The following is a 25,256-nucleotide window of genomic DNA, read 5'->3' on the forward strand; positions in this document are numbered from 1 at the left end:
TTTTATCCCCCCTTTACGCCAGCTCTTTTAACCTGAGTTCACTGCCGCTACGGCTTCATTGAAGAATGACTATGAACTCGATAATGAATGCGTTTTTCCTCAAAAGTCTCCGCCCTTACTTTAACTTTCCCGGATTATCACTCCCCGGCGCACTTAATTCTGGTCTCTGGCTGGATGAAAAAATTGACGCCCTGCAGCACAATATTGCCGTGGAAGTGGCCGACTATCTGGAACGCTACCCGCAGACGAAACACGTTGACGTTTACCTGAACGATATCAACGGCACGATGCGCGGCAAGCGCCTCACGGTGGAAAGCATGCTGAGTCTGGAAAAAGGCTGTTATTTTCCGCTTTCCGTCTACTCCATGGATCAGAAGGGAAAAATCGCCGCCCCGCTTTATGATGAACCCGACCGGCTGTGCGTCCCGGTCGCCGGTTCTCTGCGTCCCTGTCCGCAGGATCCGGAGCATACCGCGCAGATCCTGCTGACGATGAAGGACAGCGACGGTAACCCCTGCCCGCTTGAGCCACGCGCGATACTGCAGAACGTCGTGGCCCGCTTCCACCAGCACGGCCTTTTCCCGGTCATTGCCCCGGAAATCGAGTTTTACCTGACGGGACAGGGCGATCGCGATCCGCAAAATCAGGGCTGTTTTCACATGGACACCTCGTCGGCGCACGCGGCGCTTTTTGACGAGCTGGAACAGCTGGCGCACCTTCAGCGCATTCCGCTGTCAGGGGTGGTAGCGGAAGCCGAGTCCGGACAGTACGAATTAAACCTGAAGCACAGCCAGCGCGTCGTAGAGGTCTGTGATAACGTGCTGGCCCTGCGCCGCCTGACCCGCTATGTCGCTGAAAAGCACGGTCTTCAGGCTAACTTTATGGCTAAGCCCTTCAGCCAGCTCTCCGGCAGCGGTTTGCACATCCATTTCAGCCTGAACAACAGCCGTGGCGAGAACGTTTTTGCCTCGCCGGTGAACGCGCTGAGCAGCATGATGCGCTTGTGCATCGCGGGCCAGCTGGCGCTGATGCCCGCCTCCGTCGCCATTCTTGCGCCGGGGGTCAACGCGTTTCGTCGCCTGCGAAAAAACCTGACGGAACCCGTCTTTAACTCGTGGGGCTATAACACCCGCTCCGCTGCCCTGCGCATTCCCTGCTCGGAAGTGAGCAACCGTCGTATCGAGTACCGACTGGCCGGAGCCGATGCGAATCCGTATCTGGTGGCGGCCACAATCCTGACCGGCATGCTGTACGGGCTGGAACATATCGACGAGGGGGAACTCCCGGAACCGCAGCAGGACCAACCGGAACTCCCGCTGTTCCAGCAGGAGGCAATTGAGGCCTTCGCCCGCTGTCAGTATCTCACCGACAGCCTGGGCGACGCCTTTTCCGAACAGTGGGTCGCCTGCAAGCTTTCTGAACTCGAGTGGTTTGAGCGCATTGTGACGCAAGAAGAGTCCCATCTGGCATAGGCCATAAAAAAGCCCGCTCGGTGAGCGGGCCGGGTATGGCGAGTGACGATTACTTCTTACGGGCGTACTTCAGTGAATCCAGCGCCACCGCGAAGATAATGATGGCGCCCTTGATGATGTACTGCCAGTACGGGTTCACGCCGATGTAGGTCAAACCGTAGTTGATGACGGTAAAGATGATCACACCGGTGACCACGCCGAGCACGGTACCCACCCCGCCGCTGAAGGAGACGCCGCCGACCACGCAGGCCGCAATCGCATCCAGCTCGTACATGAAGCCAAGGTTGTTCGTTGCGGAGCCGATACGGCCTGCTTCCAGCATCCCGCCGAAGGCGTAGAACACACCGGACAGCGCGTAAATCATCAGCAGGTTCAGGGCAACGTTTACCCCGGACACTTTCGCCGCTTCCGGGTTACCGCCGATAGCGAAGATGTTTTTACCGAAGCGCGTTTTGTTCCACAGGATCCAGACGAACGCCACCGCAATCAGCGCATAGAAGGTAATGTACGACAGGCGGAAGCTGCCCAGCGCGATAAACCCCTGCGTGAAGGTGGAGAAGCCGCTGTCAAAGCCCGAAATCGGCGACGCGCCCACAAAGTCGTAGTACAGGGAGTTGATACCATAAACGATGATCATCGTACCCAGCGTGGTGATAAATGGCGTCACGTTCAGGTAAGCGATGATAATACCGTTGATCAGGCCAATCACCGCCCCGATGGCGCAGACAATCAGGATCACCACGAAAATCGGCATAGTCGCCATCTCCGGGAACACCTTGTTGGCGTTTTCCATCGACTGCAGCAGGGTTGCCGCAATAACCGCCGCCAGGCCGACCTGACGACCGGCAGAAAGGTCCGTCCCCTGGGTGACGATAAGGCCCGCCACGCCGAGCGCAATGATGATACGCACGGAGGACTGGGTCAGAATATTACTCAGGTTCAGCAGGCTTAAGAACGTAGGGTCCTGGAAAATAATAATGGCCAGCAGGACTAAAAGAACAACGTAAATACCGCCTTCTTTCAGGTAAGTGAGAAAACTTTTTTTATTTAACGCACTCATGAGGAGCCCCTGATCTTAAAGGTGCAAAGACGCAAGACGCAAAATTTCGTTTTGCGTTGTCGTTTTGGTGTCAACAATACCGGCAACGAGACCATTGCTCATAACCAGAATACGGTCCGTGATCCCTAACAGTTCCGGCATTTCGGAAGAAATAATAATGATCCCTTTATTCTTTTTCGCCAGCTCGGCAATCAGCTGATAAATTTCAAACTTCGCGCCGACGTCAATACCGCGGGTCGGTTCATCCAGCATCAGAATTTCTGGCTGTGTTAATAACCATCGGCCAATAATAACTTTTTGCTGGTTACCACCGGAAAGCGAACCGATTTGGGTACGGTGGCCAGGCGTTTTCACGCGCATGGAGTCAATTACCCACTGGGTATCGCTCTTCATGCGGGAGTTATCCAGCAGCCCGACTTTGTTTTTGTAATTGCGAATATTAGAGATTAACGAGTTAAAGTTAATATCCAGATAAGCATAAATACCGGTCGAACGACGTTCTTCCGTCACCAGCGCAAAACCGTTATTAATGGCTTCGTTGGCATTATGGTTGTTAATTTTCTTCCCGTGCAGCGTGATGGTGCCGTCGGCCTTCTCGCGGATGCCAAACAGGGTTTCCACGATGTCGGTACGCTTTGCCCCTACCAGGCCAGCAATGCCAAGAATTTCGCCTTTGTGAAGGTCGAAAGAAACATCGCGGATGGACGGCTGGCGCAGCGAGGTCAGATTGCGCACTTCGAGGATTACTTCACCTGGCTTGTTCTCTTTGTCCGGGAAGCGCTGGTTCAGGGAACGGCCGACCATCATGGCGATGATCTTGTCCATGTCCAGCCCTTCAAGCGGCTGCGTGGCAATCCACTGGCCGTCGCGCAGGATGGTAATTTCATCGCACAGCTGGAAGATCTCTTCCATTTTGTGCGAGATGTACACAATGCCGCAGCCGCGTTCTTTCAGCTTACGAATAATGGTAAAAAGGTGATTAACCTCTTTTTCCGTTAATGACGAGGTGGGTTCATCCATGATGACGATTTTCGCATCATAGGAGAACGCTTTGGCAATTTCGATCATCTGCATCTGGGAAACGGATAATGTCCCCACGCGAGCGCGCGGATCGATATCAATATCCAGCTCATCGAAAATCGCTTTGGTGTCGCGATACATTTTATCCTGATCGACAAACACACCTTTAGTTGGGTAACGTCCCAACCACATGTTATCCATTACCGAGCGTTGCAGTACCAGGTTTAATTCCTGGTGAACCATCGAGATACCGTTTTCCAGCGCTTCTTTCGCTGAATGGAAATCGATCTCTTTCCCCTGAAAAAGAATGCTGCCAGAATCTTTTTGATAGATCCCAAAAAGACATTTTAATAACGTTGATTTACCCGCACCGTTCTCCCCCATTAATGCATGAATAGAGTGAGGACGGACTTTTAAATTAACATTATCGAGTGCCTTAACACCGGGGAAGGACTTGTTGACGCCTGTCATTTCCAACAAGTATTCACCGGACGACTGAGTAGTTGTGCTGACCATAATTATACCTTGTTGGCCTCGCATATCGCGTTATAAAAGGGCGCAACGAATTGCGCCCAGTGAAGACAAAACAAAGATCTTATTTACCGATAAACTCAGCCAGGTTGGACTGGTCTACGCCCACGTAAGGCACGCGAACGATTTTGTTGTCAATTTTCCAGTTGGTGCCATCCGCCGCGCCTTTACCGTCGGCGAGGTTTTTCGCCAGATCGAAGGTCGCTTTCGCCTGGTTGTTGGCATCGTTCAGAACGGTACCGGCCATCGCGCCAGATTTAACCAGCGCCAGCGCTTCCGGCAGGGCATCCACGCCAAATACCGGGATGGACGATTTATTGTGGGCTTTCAGCGCTTCAACCGCACCCATTGCCATCGCATCGTTGTTGGCAATGACCACTTCGATTTTGTTCGCGTTCGGGCCAGACAGCCACGCGTCCATCTTATCTTTCGCCTGAGCGGTGTCCCACATCGCGGTATCTAACGCCAGCTGCTGGGTTTTCAGGCCCTTGTCGTTCAGCTCTTTGATAACATAGGTGGTACGCGCTTCAGCATCCGGGTGGCCGGGTTCGCCTTTCAGCAGCACGAACTGGATCTGACCGTCTTTGTTCAGGTCCCAGTTCGGGTTCGCCGCCCAGTGCTTCGCGATCAGATCGCCCTGAATAATGCCGGACTCTTTAGAGTCAGTACCGACGTAATACGCTTTGTCATAGCTGTCCAGCGCTTTACGGGAAGGTTCTTTGTTGAAGAAGACGATTGGCACGTTCTGGCCGCGCGCTTTCTCAATAACCGTGCCTGCTGCAGCCGGGTCAACCAGGTTGATCGCCAGGGCCTTAACGCCTTTAGCCAGCAGAACGTCGATCTGATCGTTCTGTTTGGACTGGTCGTTCTGGGAGTCATTCATCAGCAGCTGTACGTCTGGCGCTGCTTTCGCATCTTTCTCAATTGCTTTACGCACAACAGACATGAAGTTGTCGTCGTATTTATAGATGGTCACACCAATACGGGTATCCGCAGCGTGCGCTGCTGCACCAAAAAGCATGCTTGCCATTACAGCAGACAGGGTCAACACCTTCTTATTCATGGTATCTCCGGTTTTTTTATGCAGGGTAGTTCTTGTGAATAACGATCGGCAGGCAGGTGTTAATAAAACGTTACTGACAGCCGACGTTCACTTATAAAATTTCTATCTTCCGTGGTCGGTAACGCTCCAGAAATGCGTTTTATTCGTTGTTTGCGGCACATTGGCTATGGTGAAAGCGAATAATCACCGTTACATAGCGTTTCAGCCCCTAAAACGCTGACATCATAGTCAGCGCCTTGTTAAGATACTGTGAATTTACTCACAGATTGAAAACGGTTACATCACCTGGTGTAATCAGTTAGTGATCGGAACCACAATTTGCCGGGCGGCGACGGAATGACGACGCACCAGCGTCGGCATGAAGCAGTGAGTTGCCCCCGGATCCAGCAGCCCTACCGCTCCCTGTAGCGCCAGCTCGGTCGCCAGTTTTGCCATAGAAGCAATGGGATAGCGCACCGTAGTCAGTTGCGGGTCGGTGTAACGGGCAATCGGAATATCATCGAAACCAATCAATGACAAATGCTGTGGCACCGCAATGCCGTTATCCTTCAGCGCAGTCAGCGCGCCTGCCGCCATGCTGTCGTTATAGGCAAACACCGCAGAAAGCTGCAGATTGCGGCCCAGCAGTTCCACCATTGCCGCCTCACCGCCCTGCATATCCGGCGTGCCGGTGCCAATCCAGCTTTCTGATGGCGTAATACCGTGCTCTTTCAGGGCGTTTTGCCACCCCTCACGCCGCAGCTCGTCATCTTCAATGTGATGGCTGGAGGCCAGATAGCCGATCCGCTGATGGCCGTTATTGATGAGCATTTTGGTGGCCATCATAGCGCCGCTGACGTTATCCAGCCCGACACAGCGGTGGGCATAGCCCGGGACGATGCGGTTGATTAACACCATACCCGGGATCTGCTCCATAAACCCGACCAGCTCTTCATCGCTTAAGGCTTTTGAGTGAACAATCAGGGCGTTGCAGCGCTGGCGGATCAGCACTTCAATGGCATAACGCTCCTTTTCCGCCTCGTGATAGCTGTTGCCAATCAGCACGTATTTCTGATGCTGCTGGGCGACCACATCGACCGCTTTCACCAGCGCACCGAAAAAGGCGTCCGAGACATCCATTACCACCACGCCGATGGTATCGCTGACCTGTGTTGCCAGCGCCTGCGCGTTGGCATTTGGCCGGTACCCGAGCTGGGTCACGGCTTTCATTACGGTTTCACGGGTTTCAGGGCTGACCAGCGCGCTGTTGTTCAGCACGCGGGAGACGGTAGCCACAGAAACGCCCGCCAGACGGGCGACGTCACGAATGGTGATCATATTCACCATCCTTCAAAGAATTGCAGCAACTCACAGACACCCCCTGTGTTTAGCAAGGTGGCTATTTTGGCAGCGAGAGAAAGGGGACTACGTGAAGAAGCTCACACTCATGAAAACGCTTACATCCGTTTTGTTAATGATTGTGATCCAGATCGTTATCTGGATGTATTACTTAATGATACCCCCGAAGCATGTGCGGTTAACTGACGCCACACCCACTCCAGCGGTCCCTGGCGGAAGTAACGCAGCCAGATGACAGAAAACGCCAGGTTTACTATCCAGACCGGAATAACAAACGCCAGTAGTCCGAGGCGGTCGAATTTCATAAACAGGCCAAAGCGATAGAAAATCGTGGTGCAGATCAGCGTCTGCAGGAGGTAATTGCTTAACGCCATCCGCCCAACGCAGGCTACGGCGCTGACGATCCACAGGCGAGAAAGCTGCGGCCAGAAACCATAGATCAGCGCCGCATAGCCGATGGTCTGGAACGGCGAGCTCAATTCACGCGGCGCCTGCAGCAGGAACGCGCACCAGCGGTAATCCCAGTGAAGGTGCCACTGCGCCATCACCGCCGGAAGGTTAATCAGCACGCCCAGCAGGACCAGCCCCGCGCCGGTGCGGCGGTAGTGACGCAGGCTGAATTCCCCTTTCAGCCAGCCGGTGCGCATCAGTGACGCGCCCATCAGCATCATGCCCGCCAGCTGCCAGCCGTATTGCGCCCCCAGGGCAAGCAGATTGTCGCCCAGCATATCCGCACGGTTGCTTATCGCTTCCGTACCGCCCTTCAGCTTCCAGTACTGCTCGTACTGGAGGTTAGCGGCGTCCGGGATCCAGGAACGGTTTGTCGCGTCACCGGAGATCAGCCCCAGCAAAAGCAGTACGCCGAGTCCCATGAGATAGAGCATCACGCCGGTGTTAAACAGGCTTTTCACGCTGTGCGCGTCGCGAATCAGCCGCCAGCAGATCAGCCCGACTAACCCATAAGCGAGAAGAATATCACCGTCCCAGAAGAACAGGCCGTGGATAAAGCCGAGAATTGCCAGTAGCGTTAAGCGCGACTGGATCCAGCGCGTGCCGCGTTTGAGCAGAAGCTGCAGGCCCGCGCCAAACAGCAGCGCAAACAGCGTGAGGAATTTAACCTGGGCAAACAGGTCGAGGATCGCCCACGTCCAGGCATCGCTTCGGGTGATGTCGCCGTACCAGGCGGGATTGAGGTAAGCGGCCTTCGGCAGACCGAAGGCGCTGATATTAAGCAGCAGGATACCCAGAATGGCGACGCCGCGAACAAAATCGAGCGTGACGTTTCGCTCCATGGTCCCTGCCCTGTCTGATTAGTTGTGGTGACGCACGGCGCGCAGGAACTCCTGGCGGGTGTTCTGGCTTGATTTAAACAGGCCGCCCAGTGAGGTGGTGGTGGTCGCACTGGTCGCATCACGCACGCCGCGCGCTTTCACGCAGTAGTGCACCGCATCAATAGAGACAGCCACGTTATTGGTACCCAGCAGCGTTTGCAGCGCGATCAGGATCTGCTGCGTCAGACGCTCCTGCACCTGAGGGCGCTGCGCGAAGAACTGCACAATACGGTTGATCTTCGACAGGCCAATCACCGTGTCTTTCGGGATATACGCCACGGTCGCTTTACCGTCGATGGTCACGAAATGGTGCTCGCAGGTGCTGGTCAGCGTAATATCACGGACCGTCACCATCTCATCCACCTTCATCTTGTTTTCGATGACGGTAATTTTCGGGAAGTTGGCGTAATCCAGTCCGGAGAAAATTTCGTCAACGTACATTTTCGCGATACGCTTGGGCGTCTCCATCAGGCTGTCATCGCTCAGATCGAGATTCAGCAGTTGCATGATCTCGGTCATATGCCCGGAAATCAGACTTTTACGGGTTTCATTGTCCATATCCTGAACGGGCGGACGCAGTGGCGTTTCAAGACCGCGCGCGAGCAGGGCTTCGTGGACCAGGGCAGCTTCTTTACTGAGTGATGACATTTTGTTCTCCTGCAGGTGTGGCGTCTTTCGCCCTCGTTGTGGCAAAAGTATGCGCTCATTGTGCGTGAGGCGACGCACATAATCCAGTATTCACGACGATAATTATTGCAATTGCTGTTGCCTTTCAGCGTGGCGATTCCAGACCAGGGCACCCGCGACAAACAGCGCAACGCCAGCCAGCCCCAGCGCAGGCTCCAGCCGGTGGGTTAGCCAGGTTGATAACGCCGAGGTCACCGGCCCCACCAATTGCCCGATGGCATACCCGGTGGTGAGCAGCCCCGCCATATAGCGCGTGTGGTTCGGTGCCAGTTCGCGGCCGTATAAAAGAGAGAGCTGCACCGCGCAGAGGAACCCGCCGCCGACCAGCAGCCCGCCCGTCAGCAAGCCGCCAATGCCCGGCAGCAGCCAGGCCGCCAGCACGCCCGCCCCCTGTAACCACAGCACTATCGCCAGCCTGCGGTTAGCCGTTGAGGTGTGGCGCAAAAGAATGCTGAGCGCAATCCCCACCACGGCCGCGGCACCAAAAATCGGCCAGACAAACTGGGCAAACAGGCTGCCGGGAAAACGCACCGCCGCCATTTGCGAAAGAAAGGTCGCCGGAAGGATATAGCCAAATCCCGCCAGGCTGTAGCTCCAGACCAGGCGCTTGAGATCCGTCGTCAGCAACAGCGGCTCTGGCGCGCTGCCGGGTCGATGAAGCTGTCCGGAACGCGGCAGATAGCGCGCCACCAGCGCGACCAATACCAGCGCCAGCACGCCGTAGATTTGCCACGCCGCACCGGCCGAAAGGGATTTCGCCTGAATATAGACCGCGAGCAGGCCGCTCAGGGCGATGCCCGCGCCAGGACCGGCAAACACGGCAGCGCTGAGCCCCGGTTTACCCAGCTGCCCCAGCCGCTCGTTGCTCCAGGCGGCAATCAGCACCATTGACCAGCCGCTCATGCAGCCAATCACAAAGCGCAGCAGGCCGTGCACAACGGCGTTATCCGCGGCGGCGGAGAGCAGAGTCAGCGCAACCGCACCGGTGATGCCAAGCCAGAGTCGCGTTTCAACAAAGCGGTGCGCCCGCATGGCATCCCATGCGCCCACCAGATAGCCCAGATAATTCATCGCCGCCACCAGACCTGCGCTGGTGAGCGTGAGTTGCCCGGCGGCAATCATCAGTGGCACCTGAGGCGTAAAGGCGAAGCGCCCTATCCCCATCGCCACCACCAGAACGACAAACCCACTAAGCGCAATACGCAGCGCCATGACCGCTCCAATTGTTAAAGAAAAGTAAATTTATGATGCAGCATCTCGCCGCTCCGCGAAAGTGAAAGTTGCTCACAGGTTAATGAAAACGCTGTATTATGGCTCTAATGAATAGCTATTCTCATTAAGGAGCCCTGCATGGAACTGCTCGAAGAGCACCGTTGTTTTGAAGGTCGACAGCAGCGCTGGCGGCACGACTCCACCACGCTGAACTGTGCTATGACGTTCAGCATTTTCCTGCCCCCGACGGAAAATCCGCCGGTTCTGTTCTGGCTTTCAGGCCTGACGTGTAATGACGAAAACTTCACTACCAAAGCGGGCGCGCAGCGTATTGCGGCCGAGCTGGGCATTGCGCTGGTGATGCCCGACACCAGCCCGCGCGGCGATGATGTGGCGGACGATGCCGGGTACGATCTGGGCAAAGGTGCCGGATTTTATCTCAACGCCACCGAGCAGCCGTGGGCGAGCCATTACCGCATGTATGACTACATTCGCGACGAGCTGCCAGCGCTGATTAAGGCCGAATTTACGGTGAGCGACCGCTGCGCCATCAGCGGGCACTCCATGGGCGGGCACGGGGCGTTAATCATGGCGCTGAAAAACCCGGGGAAATACACCAGCGTCTCTGCGTTCGCGCCGATTGTGAACCCAACGCAGGTGCCGTGGGGACAAAAAGCTTTCACAAACTATCTGGGTAAAGATGAAGAGAAATGGCAGGAATGGGACAGCTGCGCGCTGATGCTGGCAAGCCGGACGGAAGATGCGATTCCGATGCTTATCGACCAGGGTGATGCGGATCAGTTTCTCGCCGGACAGTTACAGCCTGCGGTTCTGGCTGAAGCGGCGCGCCAGAAGGACTGGCCGCTGACGCTGCGCATTCAGGCGGGATACGATCACAGCTATTACTTTATGGCGTCCTTTATTGAAGATCATCTCCGCTTCCATGCGGAACATCTGTTCAGGTAAGTTCAGCCTTTTTGCCCGGTAGCCTCCTGCATACCGGGCCTTTCCCCTCCCCCTCATTTACATAGTTCTATCCGCTTGAATCCAGGCTGGTTTCCTTTCACCCCCTTCAAACACAAATGATTTCAATTATCATTTGTGTTTACAATTCTTCATTCTTTTGTACAATTCCAGGCTCTTCTCCATCTTAAAGAGTTCTTAAAAGACAAAAACATACAGTTCTCAGGGTTATCCCGATGGAGTTTTATTCATTTTTATACGGAATGTACAAATGACAATACCCCGCATTAAGCTCCTGGCCGTCGCCGTTGGCGCTGCCACATTCACCCCTCTCGTTCACGCAGCCGATCAGGACACCGTTGTCGTCACCGCGACGGGTTTTGAACAAAAGATCCAGAATGCCCCCGCCTCCATCTCTGTTATTTCGAAACAGCAGATTGAAGATAAAGCCTACCGTGATGTTACCGATGCCCTGAGAGACGTCCCGGGCGTGGTCGTCACCGGCGGCGGGAGTAGCAGTGATATCAGCATTCGCGGCATGGCATCTCAGTACACCTTGTTCCTCGTGAACGGCAAACGCGTCAGTACGCGAAGCACCCGCCCAAACAGCGACAACTCGGGTATTGAACAAGGCTGGCTGCCGCCGCTGGAGTCCATTGAGCGCATTGAGGTTATCCGCGGCCCGATGTCCTCACTTTACGGCTCCGATGCGATGGGTGGCGTCATCAACGTCATTACCAAAAAAGTCTCAAACACTAAAGCCTGGACCGGTTCGTTGCACGGCGATGCAACCTTCCAGGAAAACCATGATTCCGGCGATATCTTCCAGACCAACGCCTACGCTTCTGGTCCCCTGATTGACGGTCTGCTTGGCGCAAAAGTGACGGGGCTGTTGTCACGCCGCGCCGAAGATAAAATCGTGAACGGGTATAACGAGCAGAAAATGCGTAACGGTGGCATTACCCTGAACTTCACCCCGGATGAGAAGAACGATTTCGATCTTGATTTTGCTCGCGAGCTTCAGGACAGAAACAGCACGCCAGGGATGTCGAAAGCGGCTGAAACCTGCCGGGGAACGACCTGTACGCCAAATACTAAAAGCGACTCACGCTATGAGCACACAACTTACTCCTTAACCCACAGCGGGTATTACGACGACTTCAATACCACCAGCTATATCCAGCAGGAAGAGACCAATAATCCAGGTCGCAAAATGCGCTCGTATAACACCACCTTCAACAACCAGAACCAGATTTTCCTCGGCGATCATACGTTGACCCTCGGCGGGCAGTATCGGTATGAGAAACTGCGCGACGAGGGCAATCAGCTGGAAGCTGCGGACGGCCTGAACAAACTGACGCGCTGGAGCTGGGCCCTGTTTGCCGAAGATGAATGGTCAATGACGGAAAGCTTTACATTGACCGGCGGCCTGCGTATGGACAAAGACCAAAACTACGGGACGAACTGGACGCCGCGCGGTTACGGCGTATGGCACCTGGCCGATCACTGGACGTTGAAAGGCGGGGTTTCGGCTGGCTATCGTGCGCCGGATCTGCGGCAGTCGTCTGCCAGTTGGGGCCAGGTAACGGGTGGCGGCCGTCTTGACGGTATCATCGTTGGCAACCCGGATCTGAAACCAGAGAAGAGCCTGAGCGAAGAGCTCGCCCTGCTCTGGGATAACAACGATAACCTGAATGCCGGCGTGACGCTGTTTAATACCGACTTCAAGGACAAGATTACGGAAGTTCGCCGCTGTAACAGCAGCGCCGATCCCGCCTGTACGATTGGCGATCACAGCTATGATTTCGTGAGCGACCGCGTTAACGTGGACAAAGCCAACATGCGCGGCGTGGAGTCCTCCTTCGGCTGGAAAATCTCGCGCGATGTAAACTGGACCGCAAACTATACCTATACCGAATCTGAGCAGAAGAGCGGTCAGTTCTCAGGCAAGCCGCTGAACAAGATGCCGAAGCACATGTTCAACACTACCCTGGACTGGCAGGCGACGCCCGACGTCGGTTTCTGGAGCCGTCTGAACCTTCGCGGTAAAACGTCTGAGTACCTGAGCCGCACGTCAATGTCCCAGGGCACACCGTCCTACACTCAGGTTGATGTCGGTCTGCGCTACAACGCGAACAAAAACCTGCTGGTTACCGCCGGTGTGTATAACGTGCTGGATAAGCAGATTGACTACGACACGTATGACACCGTGCTGGACGGGCGTCGCTATACGGTTGGCATGACCTACAGCTTCTGATCTGCCCATAAAAAAGCCCGCTCGGTTGAGCGGGCTGAAAGAGAGGAAGCGCGGTTATTGTTTAAATCGTTCCGGGAAATCCATTTCACTGTAGCGAACGAAGCGGGTTCCTTTCGTCAGTTTGTAGCCAAACCAGATGATCAGGAACAGCGGAATACCAATGTAGGTCGCCGTGACGGCACCCCAGTCAATGGTGTCCGCAAGGAAGGCCTCATAGTTCTGACCCAGAGTAATGATCAGGCACAGAACGAAGGCGAAAATCGGCCCCAGCGGGAAGAACCCTGAACGGTACGGCAGGTTATTCAGGTCATGACCCTGCATGACGTAGCCGCGACGGAAACGGTAGTGGCTGATGGCAATGCCCAGCCAGGCGATAAAGCCCGTCATCCCGGAGGTGTTAAGCAGCCACAGGTACACCGTCTGGTTGCCGAACATGGAGGTCAGGAAGCACAGGCCGGCAATCACCGTGGTGGCATACAGCGCGTTGCGCGGTACGCCGCCGCGGGACAGTTTCGAGAAAATGCGTGGCGCTTTGCCGTCGCAGGCCAGGGTATAAAGCATACGGGTGGAGGCGTACATGCCGGAGTTACCCGCCGACAGCACCGCCGTCAGGATCACCGCATTCATTACCGCCGCCGCTGAGAGCAGGCCCGCGTGCTGGAAGACCAGGGTGAACGGGCTGACGCTGATGTCTTTCACATCGTTACGCAGCAGGCTTGGATCGGTATACGGAATGATCAGGCTGATAATCAAAATAGCGAACACGTAGAACAGCAGGATACGCCAGAACACCTGACGCACCGCGCGCGGAATGTTCTTCTCCGGGTTTTCGGATTCACCGGCCGCGATACCAATCAGCTCCGTTCCCTGGAAGGAGAAGCCGACAATCATCGCCACGCCAATCATCGCCGAGAAGCCCCCGGCAAACGGCGCATCGCCGATGGTCCAGTTACTCCAGCCCGCAGGTTCAGCCCCTTTGAAAATACCCACGATCATCGCCACGCCGACGACGATAAAGATGATGACGGTGGCCACTTTGATCAAAGAGAACCAGTATTCCGCTTCGCCAAAGCCGCGCACGGAGATGTAGTTCAGCAGGAAGATGACGGCGAGGAACAGGGCGCTCCAGATCCAGCCCGGCGTGTCCGGGAACCACCAGGTCATCACCAGCTGCGCGGCGACGAGGTCCACGGCGATGGTGACGGCCCAGTTGTACCAGTAGTTCCAGCCCAGCGCGAAGCCGAAGCCTTCCTCAACGTATTTTTGTCCGTAGGTCGAAAACGAACCTGACACCGGCATGTATGCCGCCAGTTCGCCCAGGCTGGTCATCAGGAAATAAACCATCAGGCCAATCAGGATATAAGAGAATAATGCCCCACCCGGGCCGGCTGCCGAAATCGTTGCGCCAGAGGCAACGAAAAGACCTGTACCGATTGAGCCGCCAATGGCGATCATCGTCAGGTGACGCGCCTTGAGTTCACGACGTAGCGTGGGCGCTTCTGTGGTTTTAGTTTCTGAAACCATGTGAAAATGCTGTCCATTTAATAAATGAGGCGCGATTGTAGCAGACGATCTGCGTTCCTTCCGGCAGAAATACCCTGTTATAAGAGAGCTTCATGACGCGTCCAGGATTATAAGTAACGCATTATTTTTCCCTCTCCCCTTTGGGGTGAGGGGCGCTTTTACATCTCGCAGTAGCGCAGAAAACGCTGCAGCGAACTGGACAGGTGTTTCTGACGATGGTGGATGCACCACAGCGTGCGCACCAGTTTTGGCAGCGGAACGGGGATTTCCACCAGCGATCCGGTCTCCAGCTGTTCGGCAATCACCCGCCGGGAAAGACAGCTGATGCCCAGGCCATGACGCACCGCGTGCTTAATCGCCTCTGAGTTTCCCAGCTCCATTCCCAGCTGGAAATGCGGCAGATGCGACAGCAGCAGGTAGTCGACAATCTCACGCGTGCCGGAACCCTGCTCGCGGAGGATCCACTGCGCCTGCGCCAGCCGCTCCAGCGTCACCTCACCCTGCAATAACGACGAGGCCGGAGACGCAAACACTACCAGCTCATCCTCCAGCCAGGGCTCGGCAATGATATCGACGTTGTGGCAAGGACCTTCGATAAGTCCGATATCCACGCGGAAATCAATCACCGCGTTGATCACGTCCTGGCTGTTACCCACGCTCATCTCCAGCGGCAGGGTCGGGAAATCCCGGCGGTAGCGGGCAATCACTTCCGGCAGGATGTAGTTGCCGATGGTGCTGCTGGCAAAAACGCGGATCGCGCCGTTGTCCTCGCGGAACAGCTGCTCGATTTCAATAGCCTGCTCCAGCAGCGCCAGCGCGCGCGGGTAAAGCAGGCGGCCATGTTCGTTAACCACCAGTCGCTTCCCTACCCTGTCAAACAGCTGGACGCCCAACTGGCCTTCGAGATCGGTCAACGCCGCGCTGACGGCAGACTGCGAGAGCGCCAGCATTTGTGACGCCTGGGTCGTCGAGCCGCTTTTCAGCACCTCGGCAAACACTTCCAGCTGACGCAATGTAATGTGCATGGTTGCTTACCACTTATAAAGATTGATTATAAATATATAATCAATTTTATTTTTAAGCCAGCGCGCCGTAACCTTTAGCCAGACAAAGGAGAAGGTTATGTCAGAAATCACCTTACAACATCATCGTACAGTGTGGCACTTCGTGCCCGGCCTTGCGCTCAGCGCCGTCGTCACCGGCGTGGCCTTATGGGGCGGCAGTATTCCGGCAGTGGCCGGTGCAGGGTTCAGCGCGTTAACGCTGGCCATTTTGCTCGGCATGGTGGTCGGGAACACCGTTTACCCCCACATCTGGAAATCCTGTGACGGCGGCGTGATTTTCGCCAAGCAGCATTTATTACGTCTCGGGATTATCCTTTACGGCTTCCGTCTCACCTTTTCGCAGATTGCGGACGTGGGCGTCAGCGGGATTGCCATTGACGTCCTGACGCTGACCAGCACCTTTTTACTGGCGTGCTTTATTGGTCAGAAAGTGTTTGGCCTGGATAAGCAAACCAGCTGGTTAATCGGCGCAGGCAGCAGCATCTGCGGCGCGGCGGCAGTGCTGGCGACGGAGCCGGTCGTTAAGGCCGAAGCCAGTAAAGTGACGGTGGCGGTCGCGACGGTGGTTATCTTCGGTACGCTGGCAATCTTCCTGTATCCGGCCATGTACCCGCTGGTGGCGCACTGGTTTAGCCCGGAAACCTACGGCATCTATATTGGCTCAACCATGCACGAAGTGGCGCAGGTGGTGGCGGCAGGTCACGCCATTAACCCGGAAGCGGAAAACGCGGCGGTCATTGCCAAAATGCTGCGCGTGATGATGCTGGCCCCGTTCCTGATTATCCTCGCGGCCCGTGTTAAACAGCTGGCACCGGCTGGCGGCAGCGAGAAGAGCAAAATCACCATTCCGTGGTTTGCGATCCTGTTCATCGTGGTCGCTATCTTTAACTCCTTCCACCTGCTGCCAAAAGCGGTAGTGGAGATGCTGGTGACGCTGGATACGGTGCTGCTGGCGATGGCGATGGCGGCGCTGGGGGTGACCACGCACGTCAGCGCGCTGAAAAAAGCCGGTGCAAAGCCGCTGCTGATGGCGCTGGTGCTCTTCATCTGGCTGATTGTCGGCGGCGGTGCGATTAACCTCGCCGTGCACAGCCTGATGGCATAAACCATCTCGTCCTTCTCCTGTTAACCCGCTATCATAAGCGTTTCGGGTTAACAGGAGTTTTTTTATGAAATACGTTGGAGCGCACGTCAGCGCTGCAGGTGGCCTGGCGAATGCCGCCATTCGCGCCGCCGAAATCGAGGCGACCGCTTTCGCCCTGTTCACCAAAAACCAGCGCCAGTGGCGCGCCGCGCCGCTCACCGCCGACGTGATTGATGATTTCAAAGCCGCCTGTGAAAAATACCATTACAGGCCGGGCCAGATCCTTCCCCACGACAGCTATCTGATTAACCTCGGGCATCCGGTGCAGGAAGCGCTGGATAAGTCCCGCGAGGCGTTCCTTGATGAAGTGCAGCGCTGCGAACAGCTCGGGCTGACGCTGCTGAACTTCCATCCGGGTAGTCATCTGATGCAGATTGATGAAGATGCCTGTCTGGCGCGCATTGCCGAATCCATCAACATGACGCTGGATAAGACCAAAGGCGTCACCGCAGTGATTGAAAACACGGCTGGTCAGGGCAGCAACCTCGGCTTTAGGTTTGAACATCTGGCGGCAATCATTGACGGCGTGGAAGATAAGTCTCGCGTGGGCGTATGCATTGATACCTGCCACGCGTTTGCCGCCGGGTATGACCTGCGCACCACCGAGGCCACGAAAAATACTTTCGAGGAGTTCGAGCGCGTTGTTGGCTTTAAATATCTTCGCGGTATGCACCTGAACGATGCGAAAAGCGCGTTCGGCAGCCGCGTTGACCGCCACCACAGCCTGGGCGAAGGCAATATCGGTCACGATGCCTTCCGCTTTATTATGCAGGACGCCCGCTTCGACGGTATTCCGATGGTGCTGGAAACCATCAATCCGGATATCTGGGCGGAGGAGATTGCCTGGCTGAAGGCACAGCAAACCGCAGAACAGGCGGCATAAAAAAAGCCGGGTTGCATTAGCACCCGGCTTTTTTATTTCTTAGTGCTTACGCTGCTTTTGCCACAACTTCCGCTTCCGGGCGCTTCAGCACCGCGTAAGACAGGCCTGCCACCAGCGTACCGGCAACAATCGCCAGCAGATAACCCAGTACCGGGGTGATGGCGCCAGGGATCAGCAGGACGAACAGACCGCCGTGCGGTGCCATCAGCTTCGCGCCAATCGCCATGGAGATGGCGCCCGTTACCGCGCCGCCGACGATACAGCACGGCAGAACACGCATTGGGTCACGCGCCGCGAACGGAATCGCACCTTCGGTGATGAAGCACAGGCCCAGCACCAGCGCCGCTTTACCGCCTTCCTGCTGCGCTTTGTCGAACTTACGACGGGCAATAATCGTCGCCAGGCCAAGCGCCAGCGGTGGCACCATACCGGCCGCCATGATCGCCGCCATCGGCGCGTAAGTCTGGGTACTCAGCAGGCCAACGCCAAAGGCGTATGCCGCTTTGTTCACCGGGCCACCCATGTCGGTACACATCATGCCGCCGAGGATTGCGCCCAGCAGCACCGCGTTCGCCGTGCCCATGGTTTGCAGCCAGTGGGTCAGGCCCGCCAGGATACCCGCAACCGGCTTACCAATCAGGTAGATCATCGCCAGACCGACCACCAGGCTGGAGATGAGCGGAATGATCAGGATTGGCTTCAGCGCCTCCATACTCTGCGGCAGCTTCAGCTTCGAGCTAATCAGCTTCGCGACGTAACCCGCGAGGAAACCGGCGATGATACCGCCAATAAAGCCGGAGCCGGTGCTCACCGCCAGCATACCGCCGATAAGACCCGGGGTCAGACCCGGACGGTCAGCGATGGAGAAAGCGATAAAGCCCGCCAGCACCGGCACCATCAGCGCGAACGCTGAACCGCCGCCGATCTGCATCAGCGCAGCCGCAAGCGTCCCTTCTTCTTTAAATGCCGTAATACCAAACGCGAACGACAGTGCGATACACAGGCCGCCCGCAACCACCATCGGCAGCATGTAGGACACGCCGGTCAGCAGGTGACGGTATGCGCCCGCAGACTCTTTTTTGCCTTCGGTCGGCGTTTTTACTGCGCCGGTGGCCTGATACGGTTTGGCTTCTGCCAGGGCCTTATCAAACTCCTGCGCGGTCTTTTTCAGCGCCAGGCCGGTAGAGGTGCGGTACATCGGTTTGCCGGCAAATTTCGCCAGATCCACTTCGATATCTGCCGCCACAATCACCAGATCGGCCTCAGCGACCTCTTCCGGCGTAATGGCATTGCCCGCCCCCACGGAGCCACGGGTTTCAACCTTCACCCACCAGCCGCGTTTTTTCGCTTCGGTTTCAATGGCTTCAGCCGCCATAAAGGTGTGCGCCACGCCCGTCGGGCAGGCCGTGACCGCGACAACGCGTTTCGGACCCGAGGCCGCAGCAGGAGCCGCCGCGACAGGCGCGCTGTAGACGGTCGCGTGACCTTTCGCTTCGCTCAGGAACAGTTCCGGGTGTGCCACCGCGCGATTAATATCGCCCAGCCACACTTTTTTGCCGTTCAGCGCGCTGTCAGCGGGAATTTTATCGCCCAGGACAATCGCCAGTTCGGCATCGCCTGGGTTATCAATGATGTCCAGGTGTGCTTTTTGTGCCGCCGCGCCCAGCAGGGTCTTCGCCATGTAGGCGCGAGCCTGTCCGAGACCGGAGTCAATGATCAGCAGCGTTTTCATTATTCCTCTCCTGCTGTTAGTTAAAAGGTTTTAAGTCAACGCGCGCCATCATCGCGGCTAACTGGGTACGATCGGTAATACCGACATTGCTCTGGCTCACGGCCAGGGCTGCAACGGCGGTGGCAAGACGTAACGTATGTTCACTGGATTCACGCATCAGCAGGCCGTAAATCAGGCCGCCAACCATAGAATCCCCTGCGCCAACGGTGCTCACTACTTCCATTGACGGCGGTTTGGCAATCCATTCACCTGAAGCGTTAACCCACAACGCCCCTTCTGCACCCAGCGAGATCACCACGTGAGCAATACCCTGCTCGCGCAGCGCATGGGCGGCCTCAATCACATCTTTTAATTCCGGCAGCTTGCGGCCTGCCCAGATCTCCAGCTCGCGGCGGTTTGGCTTCACCAGCCATGGAGACGCTTTCAGACCCGCCACCAGCGCATCGCGGCTGCTGTCGAAGATAATGCACGGGCACTGGCTGCGCAGGCGCGTCATCCAGTCGGTAAACGCTTCCGGGCTGACGCCGGACGGCAGGCTGCCGCTGACGCACACCATGTCGAACTGGCCCAGCCAAGTCAGGGAGTCGGTCACAAAGCGCTCCCAGTCAGCTGGCGTCACTTCGAAACCGGAGAAGTTAAGATCGGTCACTTCGCCGTCTTTTTCCGTCAGCTTAACGTTGATGCGGGTACGGCCCTGAACGACCTGGAAACGGTTGGCAATGCCCAGCTCGCTGAACAGCTGCTGGAAGCCATCCTGGTTATCTTTACCGAGGAATCCGCCTACGGTGACGTCGATACCGAGATCCTTGAGCACCTTCGCGACGTTAATCCCTTTGCCCGCAGCATGCAGGCCAGTGGTACGCACAAGGTTAACTTCGCCGCGCTCAATTTCCGGGCAAAACCCCACCAGGTCATAAGCCGGGTTCAGCGTAATAGTCGCAACACGTCTGCTCATTATGCGCCCTCCCCCAGACCTGCCGCGATGGCGTCGCCAATTGCTTTCAGCGCCTGTTCAGCATCTGCGCCCTGCGCGGTGAAGCGCAGGCGATGGCCTTTCTTCACGCCCAGCGCGACGACTTTCATCAGGCTACGGCCGTTGGCCGGTTTGCCCGAACCATCCAGGTTGGTCACGGTAATCTCGCTTTCAAATTGTTTAATGGTGTTGACCAGCATGGTGCCCGGACGGGCATGCAGGCCGTGCTCGTTACGCACCACGAACTCGGCGTTCAGCACGTCGTCCGTTAGCGCGTCGTCGCTGGTCAGCAGCGCCAGCACGGTCGCCGCATCGGCGTTCAGCAGTTTTTCAGCTTTATTGTTCAGCAGCAGATCGCCCAGACGCTTCAACACCGAAACCGGCTGTTCATCGTTCATCGCCACGGTCACCAGCATGGCTGCTGTCTCGCCCTCAACGTCGAACGCGGTGGCGGCGCGGCTCACTGCAATTGCGCTGCGCAGGTTGCCTTCAGTGCTGTCGTTCAGCCAGATGCCCTGGCCGAGATTCAGCGGTTTATCGTTAATCACGCGCGTCACAAAGGTGGCATCAGCGGCACCCGCTTCTTTCAGGCGACCCGCGTTCAGCGCCTGCAGCGTGACCAGATCGGAGGCCACAACATCCAGCGTCAGCGTGTCGTTATCCAGCTTCAGCGCTTCACTCTGTTTTTCGCCCATCAGCAACGCCCGCAGCTCTTCAGCGGTTGTTGCAGACTTCAGCTGTTCCGCCACGGCGTCATCGCTCAGGACATGCGTCAGCTGACGCAGCAGGCCTAAGTGTTCGTCGCTGCTCGCCGCGATACCGATAGCAACATAAGCCACCTGGCCGTCGCCCCAGAGCACGCCCTGCGGGAACTGATAAACCTTAACGCCGGTTTTCAGCACCTGGTCGCGGGTGTCGGTTGTGCCGTGCGGAATGGCAATGCCATTGCCGAGGAAGGTGGAGGTCTGCTGCTCGCGCGCCAGCATACCGTTTACGTAGCCGTCCGCAACGTTACCCGCCTGCACAAGGGCAGCGGCAACCTGACGAATAGCCTCTTCTTTATCCCCGGCCTGAGCGCCCGGGTGAATATCCTGAACAGATAACTGGAACATGGTTCTCCTCTCCTGCTGAAAGTGAATCGTTTCAGCTTACATGAGAAAAAATGCTCTAGCCTGCTCCGTTTGTTAAAACAAGATAGCGCTGAAACGTTTCAAAAAGTCTTGCGCTTTCTGCAATGGCTTGCAAGAAATGTCGTATTTCCGATATCAGAATTTAGAGATACTGCACATTTCTTCTGCGTTCAGCTAAATTTTGCTGAACTTCAGCAAACCAGTTTCAGCTAAGTTCAGCCAGGTGGGGAGTAAGTTGAAATGCCATTTTGATTTTTCGTGGCGTAATTGACTTCACCCACTGTTTATTTTTTAACTGACGGCGTAAACTCCGCCCCTCTCTGTTACTCGCTAATTATAAAACATGCATAACACCCCTGCGGCCACCGCGCCGAAGCCCTTTGATTTGACGTCAACGGCGTTCCTGATTGTTGCCTTCTTCACGGGCATCGCCGGTGCGTTGCAAACCCCGACGCTGAGCCTGTTCCTGACCAACGAAGTTCACGCCCGTCCGGCGATGGTTGGCTTCTTTTTTACCGGAAGCGCCATCATCGGCATTCTTGTCAGCCAGTTTCTCGCCGGTCGTTCCGATCGCAAAGGCGATCGTAAAAGCCTGATCGTTTTCTGCTGTCTGCTGGGGGTGCTGGCCTGCGTCCTGTTTGCCTGGAACCGTAACTATTTCATTCTGCTGTTCATTGGCGTTTTTCTGAGCAGCTTTGGCTCAACCGCCAACCCGCAGCTGTTTGCCCTTGCCCGCGAACATGCCGACCATACCGGGCGGGAAGCGGTGATGTTCAGCTCGATATTGCGCGCTCAGGTGTCGCTGGCATGGGTAATTGGCCCGCCGCTGGCCTACGCGCTGGCGATGGGGTTTGGCTTTACGGTGATGTACCTGAGCGCGGCGGTCGCGTTTGTGGCATGCGGCGCAATGGTATGGTTTTTTCTGCCGTCAATGCGTAAAGAGCCCAAAGTGGCAACGGGCGTGCTGGAAGCGCCGCGTCGTAACCGCCGCGATGCCCTGCTCCTGTTTGTTATCTGCACGCTGATGTGGGGCACCAACAGCCTGTATATCATTAACATGCCGCTGTTTATTATTAATGAGCTACACCTGCCGGAGAAGCTGGCCGGCATTATGATGGGCACCGCCGCGGGTCTTGAGATCCCGACCATGCTGATTGCAGGCTATTATGCGAAGCGTTTTGGAAAGCGTTTTTTAATGCGCATCGCGGCCGTCGCCGGGCTGCTATTCTACGTTGGCATGCTGACGGTCCATACGCCAGCCCTGCTTCTTGCTTTACAGCTGCTGAACGCCGTGTATATCGGCATCCTGGCGGGGATTGGCATGCTCTACTTCCAGGATCTGATGCCGGGGCAGGCAGGTGCCGCCACCACCCTTTATACTAATACCACCCGCGTGGGCTGGATTATCGCGGGCTCGATGGCCGGTATCGTTGCCGAGATCTGGAACTACCACACGGTGTTCTGGATTGCGCTGGTGATGTGTACGCTGACGATTGGCTGTCTGGCGAGGATCAAAGACGTTTAAGGCGCAGTGAGCGCTTCCAGCTCCAGCAGCCATGTCATTGCCTGCGCGCGCGTGCTGCCGCACATTTCAGCTGATGGCTGAAGCCCGGAACAGACCTTCGGGCGCAGGGGAGACTCAAAGATCATACACAGGTTGGATTCAGAGAGCTGAACGCAGCGGGTATTGGCGGGCTTGCCTAATGAACCATTATTCATAGTTTATGATTAACATTGCTGCAGTTCATATCTGGTTTAATTAATCTATTCTATGCCACGCTAAGTTGATCGTATTATATGTTTCCCAGCCTTTATTCGGCTGTAACTTACTAATTTATCGAAATATATAAAGTCAACCTAATCGAACATCAACACCGTTTGAATCTTAAATTCCAAAACAACATAAACTTCATAAACCATGTACCACATTCTTAGTATTTTCAGCATACACAGGAAAAACAGTTTGATTGGAAGCAACAATTTAAGAACTAAAAAAAATAACAAAAACAACAAGAATCATCTAATCATTTGACAAACGAATAGAAAGCACAAATAAAATACAAACATTCACACAATGCCGCACGCCACGAAAAAAAATATAAAATTGGAATTGGTTAATTCATTTTTTAAGACTATCAATGAAGGTGGCAAAAACAATCGCCACCTTCTAAGGCATCACTTGTAGATGTCAGCGTTAATAGTCTTATGCTCTTCTTTTCCTTCCTTCGAAGTAATAACGTAGTACTTTCCTCCCTTTTCATCAACCTTTTGCGAAAGATCATCGTCAGACATTGTAAAACCATCTTCAGTCACTGATAACGTTCCAATTTTGGTATATTTACTTGCATTTTCCGCATCAATTTCCTCAGCAGCAAATACAGTAGTATTAAACATTACCATAAAACAGCAGAAATATTTTGCGAGTTTCATTCGATTACTCCAAGTATTGTAGTAGTAGGTAATAATTTCATAGAAGAAAAATCGGTACTTTAAACTTTACGCGTAACGGGTTAGAGCAAACTATTTTTTAATCGACAGAAAATAACACTTGCACAGTATTAGATTCAGTAATATTAAATATTAGTTATTAGTACTATTATGTCAAGACGCACCTAAAAAATTACATTGTATAATCGAAAAATCAGATCGAGATCACACATACTTTGTTTTTTGAATTTCTCTTGAAAAAAATTAGATGTCTGCTACTTTGAATATTTGTATAGGATAAGAATATTGAAAAAGGACGCGATATATCATGCATAATACATGGTACAAATTTCACGTTTTTTCTGAATCTTTATAGGCCGTTAACATGCAAATACACCCAGTAGCGATAAAAGTAAACATCCTAGCCATTATTTGTGTAATTCTTCCGTTTGGAATAGCTTCTTATGCTGCAGTATCTGATGCAGAAATAAGTAAGCCGATTTTTTCAGAAAACAATGATTCAGTATATTTAAAATTTATAAACAACGACAATTTAAGTGGTGATGAGACTGCGCCGAAGTTGTTTGTCTCATTTCCTGACGGTGCTGAACGAGAGGTAGTAGTTGATACTGGCTCTACAGGTTTAGTGATTTCATCTTCAGCAATACCAAATGCAAATAATTTATCAGCTAGACCAGGTAAAATCACGTACAATAGTTCCGGACGTATTATGATAGGTTCTTGGCTCAATACTACTCTCACAATTGGTGATGGGGAAAAATTCGTATCTACGAATATTATCCCAGTATTGGCTGTTAACGAAATCCAGTGCCTTGCTAAGGCAAGAAATTGTAAACCTGAACTAAACCCTGAGCATGTATCAATGATGGGCATCGGTTTTGATCGAGAAAGTAGCTTGCAGAGCGAAAGCACTCCAAGTACAAACCCCCTTTTAAATACAAAATCAGGAAGCAACAATGGATATACACTAACGCGCAATGGCATATATGTTGGAATTAATAAGGATACAGCCAAAGGATTTTCCTTTATTAAATTACAACCTTCAAATGAAAATAAACACGAATGGATCGCACCGCCAGCTTGTATCAAAATAACTGGTTGGCAAGGGTATCAATGTGGTACTGTCCTTATTGATACAGGAGTAAAAAGTATGTTTTTAACAATACCTAACTATAGTGTTAATGGTGGGCAATTACCTAACGGAACAACATTAAATATTAAACTAGCAGAAGGAATAGAATATGAAATTATTACCGGGGGACACAAAACAAACATTTCTCCCAAAGAGATATTTTTAAACACGACAAGGCAACAAATATTCGTTAATACAGGATTCAATTTTTTAAATAGATATGACATTTTGTATGATTATGAAAATGGTTATTTTCTGTCTCTTATACACATCTGACGCTGCCGACGACGGA

The 25,256-nt window shown here is 54.3% G+C and carries 21 protein-coding genes; 7 read left to right on the top strand and 14 right to left on the bottom strand.

Translation table 11 applies throughout. The annotated features are described in order from the left end of the window. Nucleotides 1–83 precede the first annotated feature (83 nt). Entirely contained in the window at nt 84–1,472 is a 1,389-nt protein-coding gene (locus HBA26_RS13990; protein WP_063437129.1) for a glutamine synthetase family protein, read from the top strand. Nucleotides 1,473–1,521: 49 nt separating this feature from the next. Here the strand turns inward: HBA26_RS13990 and mglC are convergent, their stop codons facing one another. From mglC to HBA26_RS14025, 7 genes are all read right to left on the bottom strand, one after another. After that, nucleotides 1,522–2,532, bottom strand: a complete 1,011-nt coding sequence (gene mglC / locus HBA26_RS13995) for a galactose/methyl galactoside ABC transporter permease MglC (protein WP_013097952.1) — start codon at nt 2,530–2,532, stop codon at nt 1,522–1,524. A gap of 15 nt (nt 2,533–2,547) precedes the next feature. Further along, on the bottom strand, nt 2,548–4,068 hold the full coding sequence (mglA, locus tag HBA26_RS14000; RefSeq protein WP_028013859.1) for a galactose/methyl galactoside ABC transporter ATP-binding protein MglA: 1,521 nt from the start codon (nt 4,066–4,068) through the stop codon (nt 2,548–2,550). A 79-nt stretch (nt 4,069–4,147) separates the two neighbouring features. Next, nucleotides 4,148–5,146: a galactose/glucose ABC transporter substrate-binding protein MglB gene (gene mglB, locus HBA26_RS14005; RefSeq protein ID WP_008500923.1), complete on the bottom strand. Its 999-nt coding sequence runs from the start codon at nt 5,144–5,146 to the stop codon at nt 4,148–4,150. 294 nt (nt 5,147–5,440) lie between these two features. Next, nucleotides 5,441–6,463 (bottom strand): HTH-type transcriptional regulator GalS, encoded by a 1,023-nt coding sequence (gene galS / locus HBA26_RS14010; RefSeq protein ID WP_126345341.1) that lies wholly within the window; start codon nt 6,461–6,463, stop codon nt 5,441–5,443. A gap of 155 nt (nt 6,464–6,618) precedes the next feature. Next, nucleotides 6,619–7,776 carry a DUF418 domain-containing protein YeiB gene (yeiB, locus tag HBA26_RS14015; RefSeq protein ID WP_126345342.1) on the bottom strand — a complete coding sequence of 386 codons (1,158 nt, stop codon included), beginning with the start codon at nt 7,774–7,776 and terminating at the stop codon, nt 6,619–6,621. An 18-nt stretch (nt 7,777–7,794) separates the two neighbouring features. Next, nucleotides 7,795–8,463, bottom strand: a complete 669-nt coding sequence (gene folE, locus HBA26_RS14020; RefSeq protein ID WP_023330924.1) for a GTP cyclohydrolase I FolE — start codon at nt 8,461–8,463, stop codon at nt 7,795–7,797. A 102-nt stretch (nt 8,464–8,565) separates the two neighbouring features. Then, nucleotides 8,566–9,714, bottom strand: coding sequence for a YbfB/YjiJ family MFS transporter (locus tag HBA26_RS14025; protein ID WP_045259730.1), 1,149 nt, complete (start codon nt 9,712–9,714; stop codon nt 8,566–8,568). A gap of 138 nt (nt 9,715–9,852) precedes the next feature. On the opposite strand from HBA26_RS14025, the gene fghA reads away from it, so the two are divergent. Together fghA and HBA26_RS14035 are read left to right on the top strand one after the other, a co-directional pair. Further along, nucleotides 9,853–10,680 (top strand): S-formylglutathione hydrolase, encoded by an 828-nt coding sequence (gene fghA, locus HBA26_RS14030; RefSeq protein WP_028013863.1) that lies wholly within the window; start codon nt 9,853–9,855, stop codon nt 10,678–10,680. A gap of 268 nt (nt 10,681–10,948) precedes the next feature. Further along, nucleotides 10,949–12,934 carry a ligand-gated channel protein gene (locus HBA26_RS14035; protein ID WP_126300529.1) on the top strand — a complete coding sequence of 662 codons (1,986 nt, stop codon included), beginning with the start codon at nt 10,949–10,951 and terminating at the stop codon, nt 12,932–12,934. Nucleotides 12,935–12,988: 54 nt separating this feature from the next. On the opposite strand, the gene HBA26_RS14040 is transcribed toward HBA26_RS14035, so the two are convergent. Continuing rightward, entirely contained in the window at nt 12,989–14,458 is a 1,470-nt protein-coding gene (locus tag HBA26_RS14040) for an amino acid permease (protein WP_028013865.1), read from the bottom strand. A gap of 158 nt (nt 14,459–14,616) precedes the next feature. After that, nucleotides 14,617–15,483 (bottom strand): DNA-binding transcriptional regulator YeiE, encoded by an 867-nt coding sequence (gene yieE / locus HBA26_RS14045; RefSeq protein ID WP_045629869.1) that lies wholly within the window; start codon nt 15,481–15,483, stop codon nt 14,617–14,619. A 97-nt stretch (nt 15,484–15,580) separates the two neighbouring features. Between yieE and HBA26_RS14050 the strand changes: the two genes are divergently transcribed. Both HBA26_RS14050 and nfo read left to right on the top strand, forming a co-directional pair. Next, the gene (locus HBA26_RS14050) at nt 15,581–16,627 is read left to right on the top strand and encodes a YeiH family protein (RefSeq protein ID WP_126345344.1); all 1,047 of its coding nucleotides are present in this window, start codon (nt 15,581–15,583) and stop codon (nt 16,625–16,627) included. 64 nt (nt 16,628–16,691) lie between these two features. After that, entirely contained in the window at nt 16,692–17,549 is an 858-nt protein-coding gene (gene nfo / locus HBA26_RS14055; RefSeq protein ID WP_126345345.1) for a deoxyribonuclease IV, read from the top strand. 46 nt (nt 17,550–17,595) lie between these two features. On the opposite strand, the gene fruA is transcribed toward nfo, so the two are convergent. From fruA to fruB, 3 genes are read right to left on the bottom strand one after another with little or no spacing between them, the layout of a single operon-like run. After that, the gene (fruA, locus tag HBA26_RS14060; protein WP_049000371.1) at nt 17,596–19,281 is read right to left on the bottom strand and encodes a PTS fructose transporter subunit IIBC; all 1,686 of its coding nucleotides are present in this window, start codon (nt 19,279–19,281) and stop codon (nt 17,596–17,598) included. 16 nt (nt 19,282–19,297) lie between these two features. Continuing rightward, nucleotides 19,298–20,236, bottom strand: coding sequence for a 1-phosphofructokinase (gene fruK / locus HBA26_RS14065; protein WP_010433510.1), 939 nt, complete (start codon nt 20,234–20,236; stop codon nt 19,298–19,300). Next, nucleotides 20,236–21,366, bottom strand: a complete 1,131-nt coding sequence (gene fruB, locus HBA26_RS14070) for a fused PTS fructose transporter subunit IIA/HPr protein (RefSeq protein WP_126345346.1) — start codon at nt 21,364–21,366, stop codon at nt 20,236–20,238. Before fruB ends, fruK begins: the two co-directional genes overlap by 1 nt. 361 nt (nt 21,367–21,727) lie before the next feature. Between fruB and setB the strand changes: the two genes are divergently transcribed. Further along, entirely contained in the window at nt 21,728–22,909 is a 1,182-nt protein-coding gene (gene setB / locus HBA26_RS14075) for a sugar efflux transporter SetB (protein WP_063437079.1), read from the top strand. Here setB and HBA26_RS14080 read toward each other — a convergent pair. Beyond that, nucleotides 22,906–23,103, bottom strand: coding sequence for a Fe-S-cluster oxidoreductase (locus HBA26_RS14080; RefSeq protein ID WP_166720925.1), 198 nt, complete (start codon nt 23,101–23,103; stop codon nt 22,906–22,908). The genes setB and HBA26_RS14080 overlap by 4 nt on opposite strands. Before the next feature lie 456 nt (nt 23,104–23,559). Then, a complete protein-coding gene (locus HBA26_RS14085) occupies nt 23,560–23,814 on the bottom strand; it encodes a DUF1471 domain-containing protein (protein WP_048224133.1) in 255 nt (84 codons plus the stop codon). A gap of 382 nt (nt 23,815–24,196) precedes the next feature. Between HBA26_RS14085 and HBA26_RS14090 the strand changes: the two genes are divergently transcribed. Continuing rightward, nucleotides 24,197–25,240 (top strand): hypothetical protein, encoded by a 1,044-nt coding sequence (locus tag HBA26_RS14090; protein ID WP_166720926.1) that lies wholly within the window; start codon nt 24,197–24,199, stop codon nt 25,238–25,240. Nucleotides 25,241–25,256 lie beyond the last annotated feature (16 nt).

It is taken from the genome of Enterobacter sp. 725m/11, assembly GCF_011683705.1.
Taxonomy (GTDB): Bacteria; Pseudomonadota; Gammaproteobacteria; order Enterobacterales; family Enterobacteriaceae; genus Enterobacter; species Enterobacter bugandensis.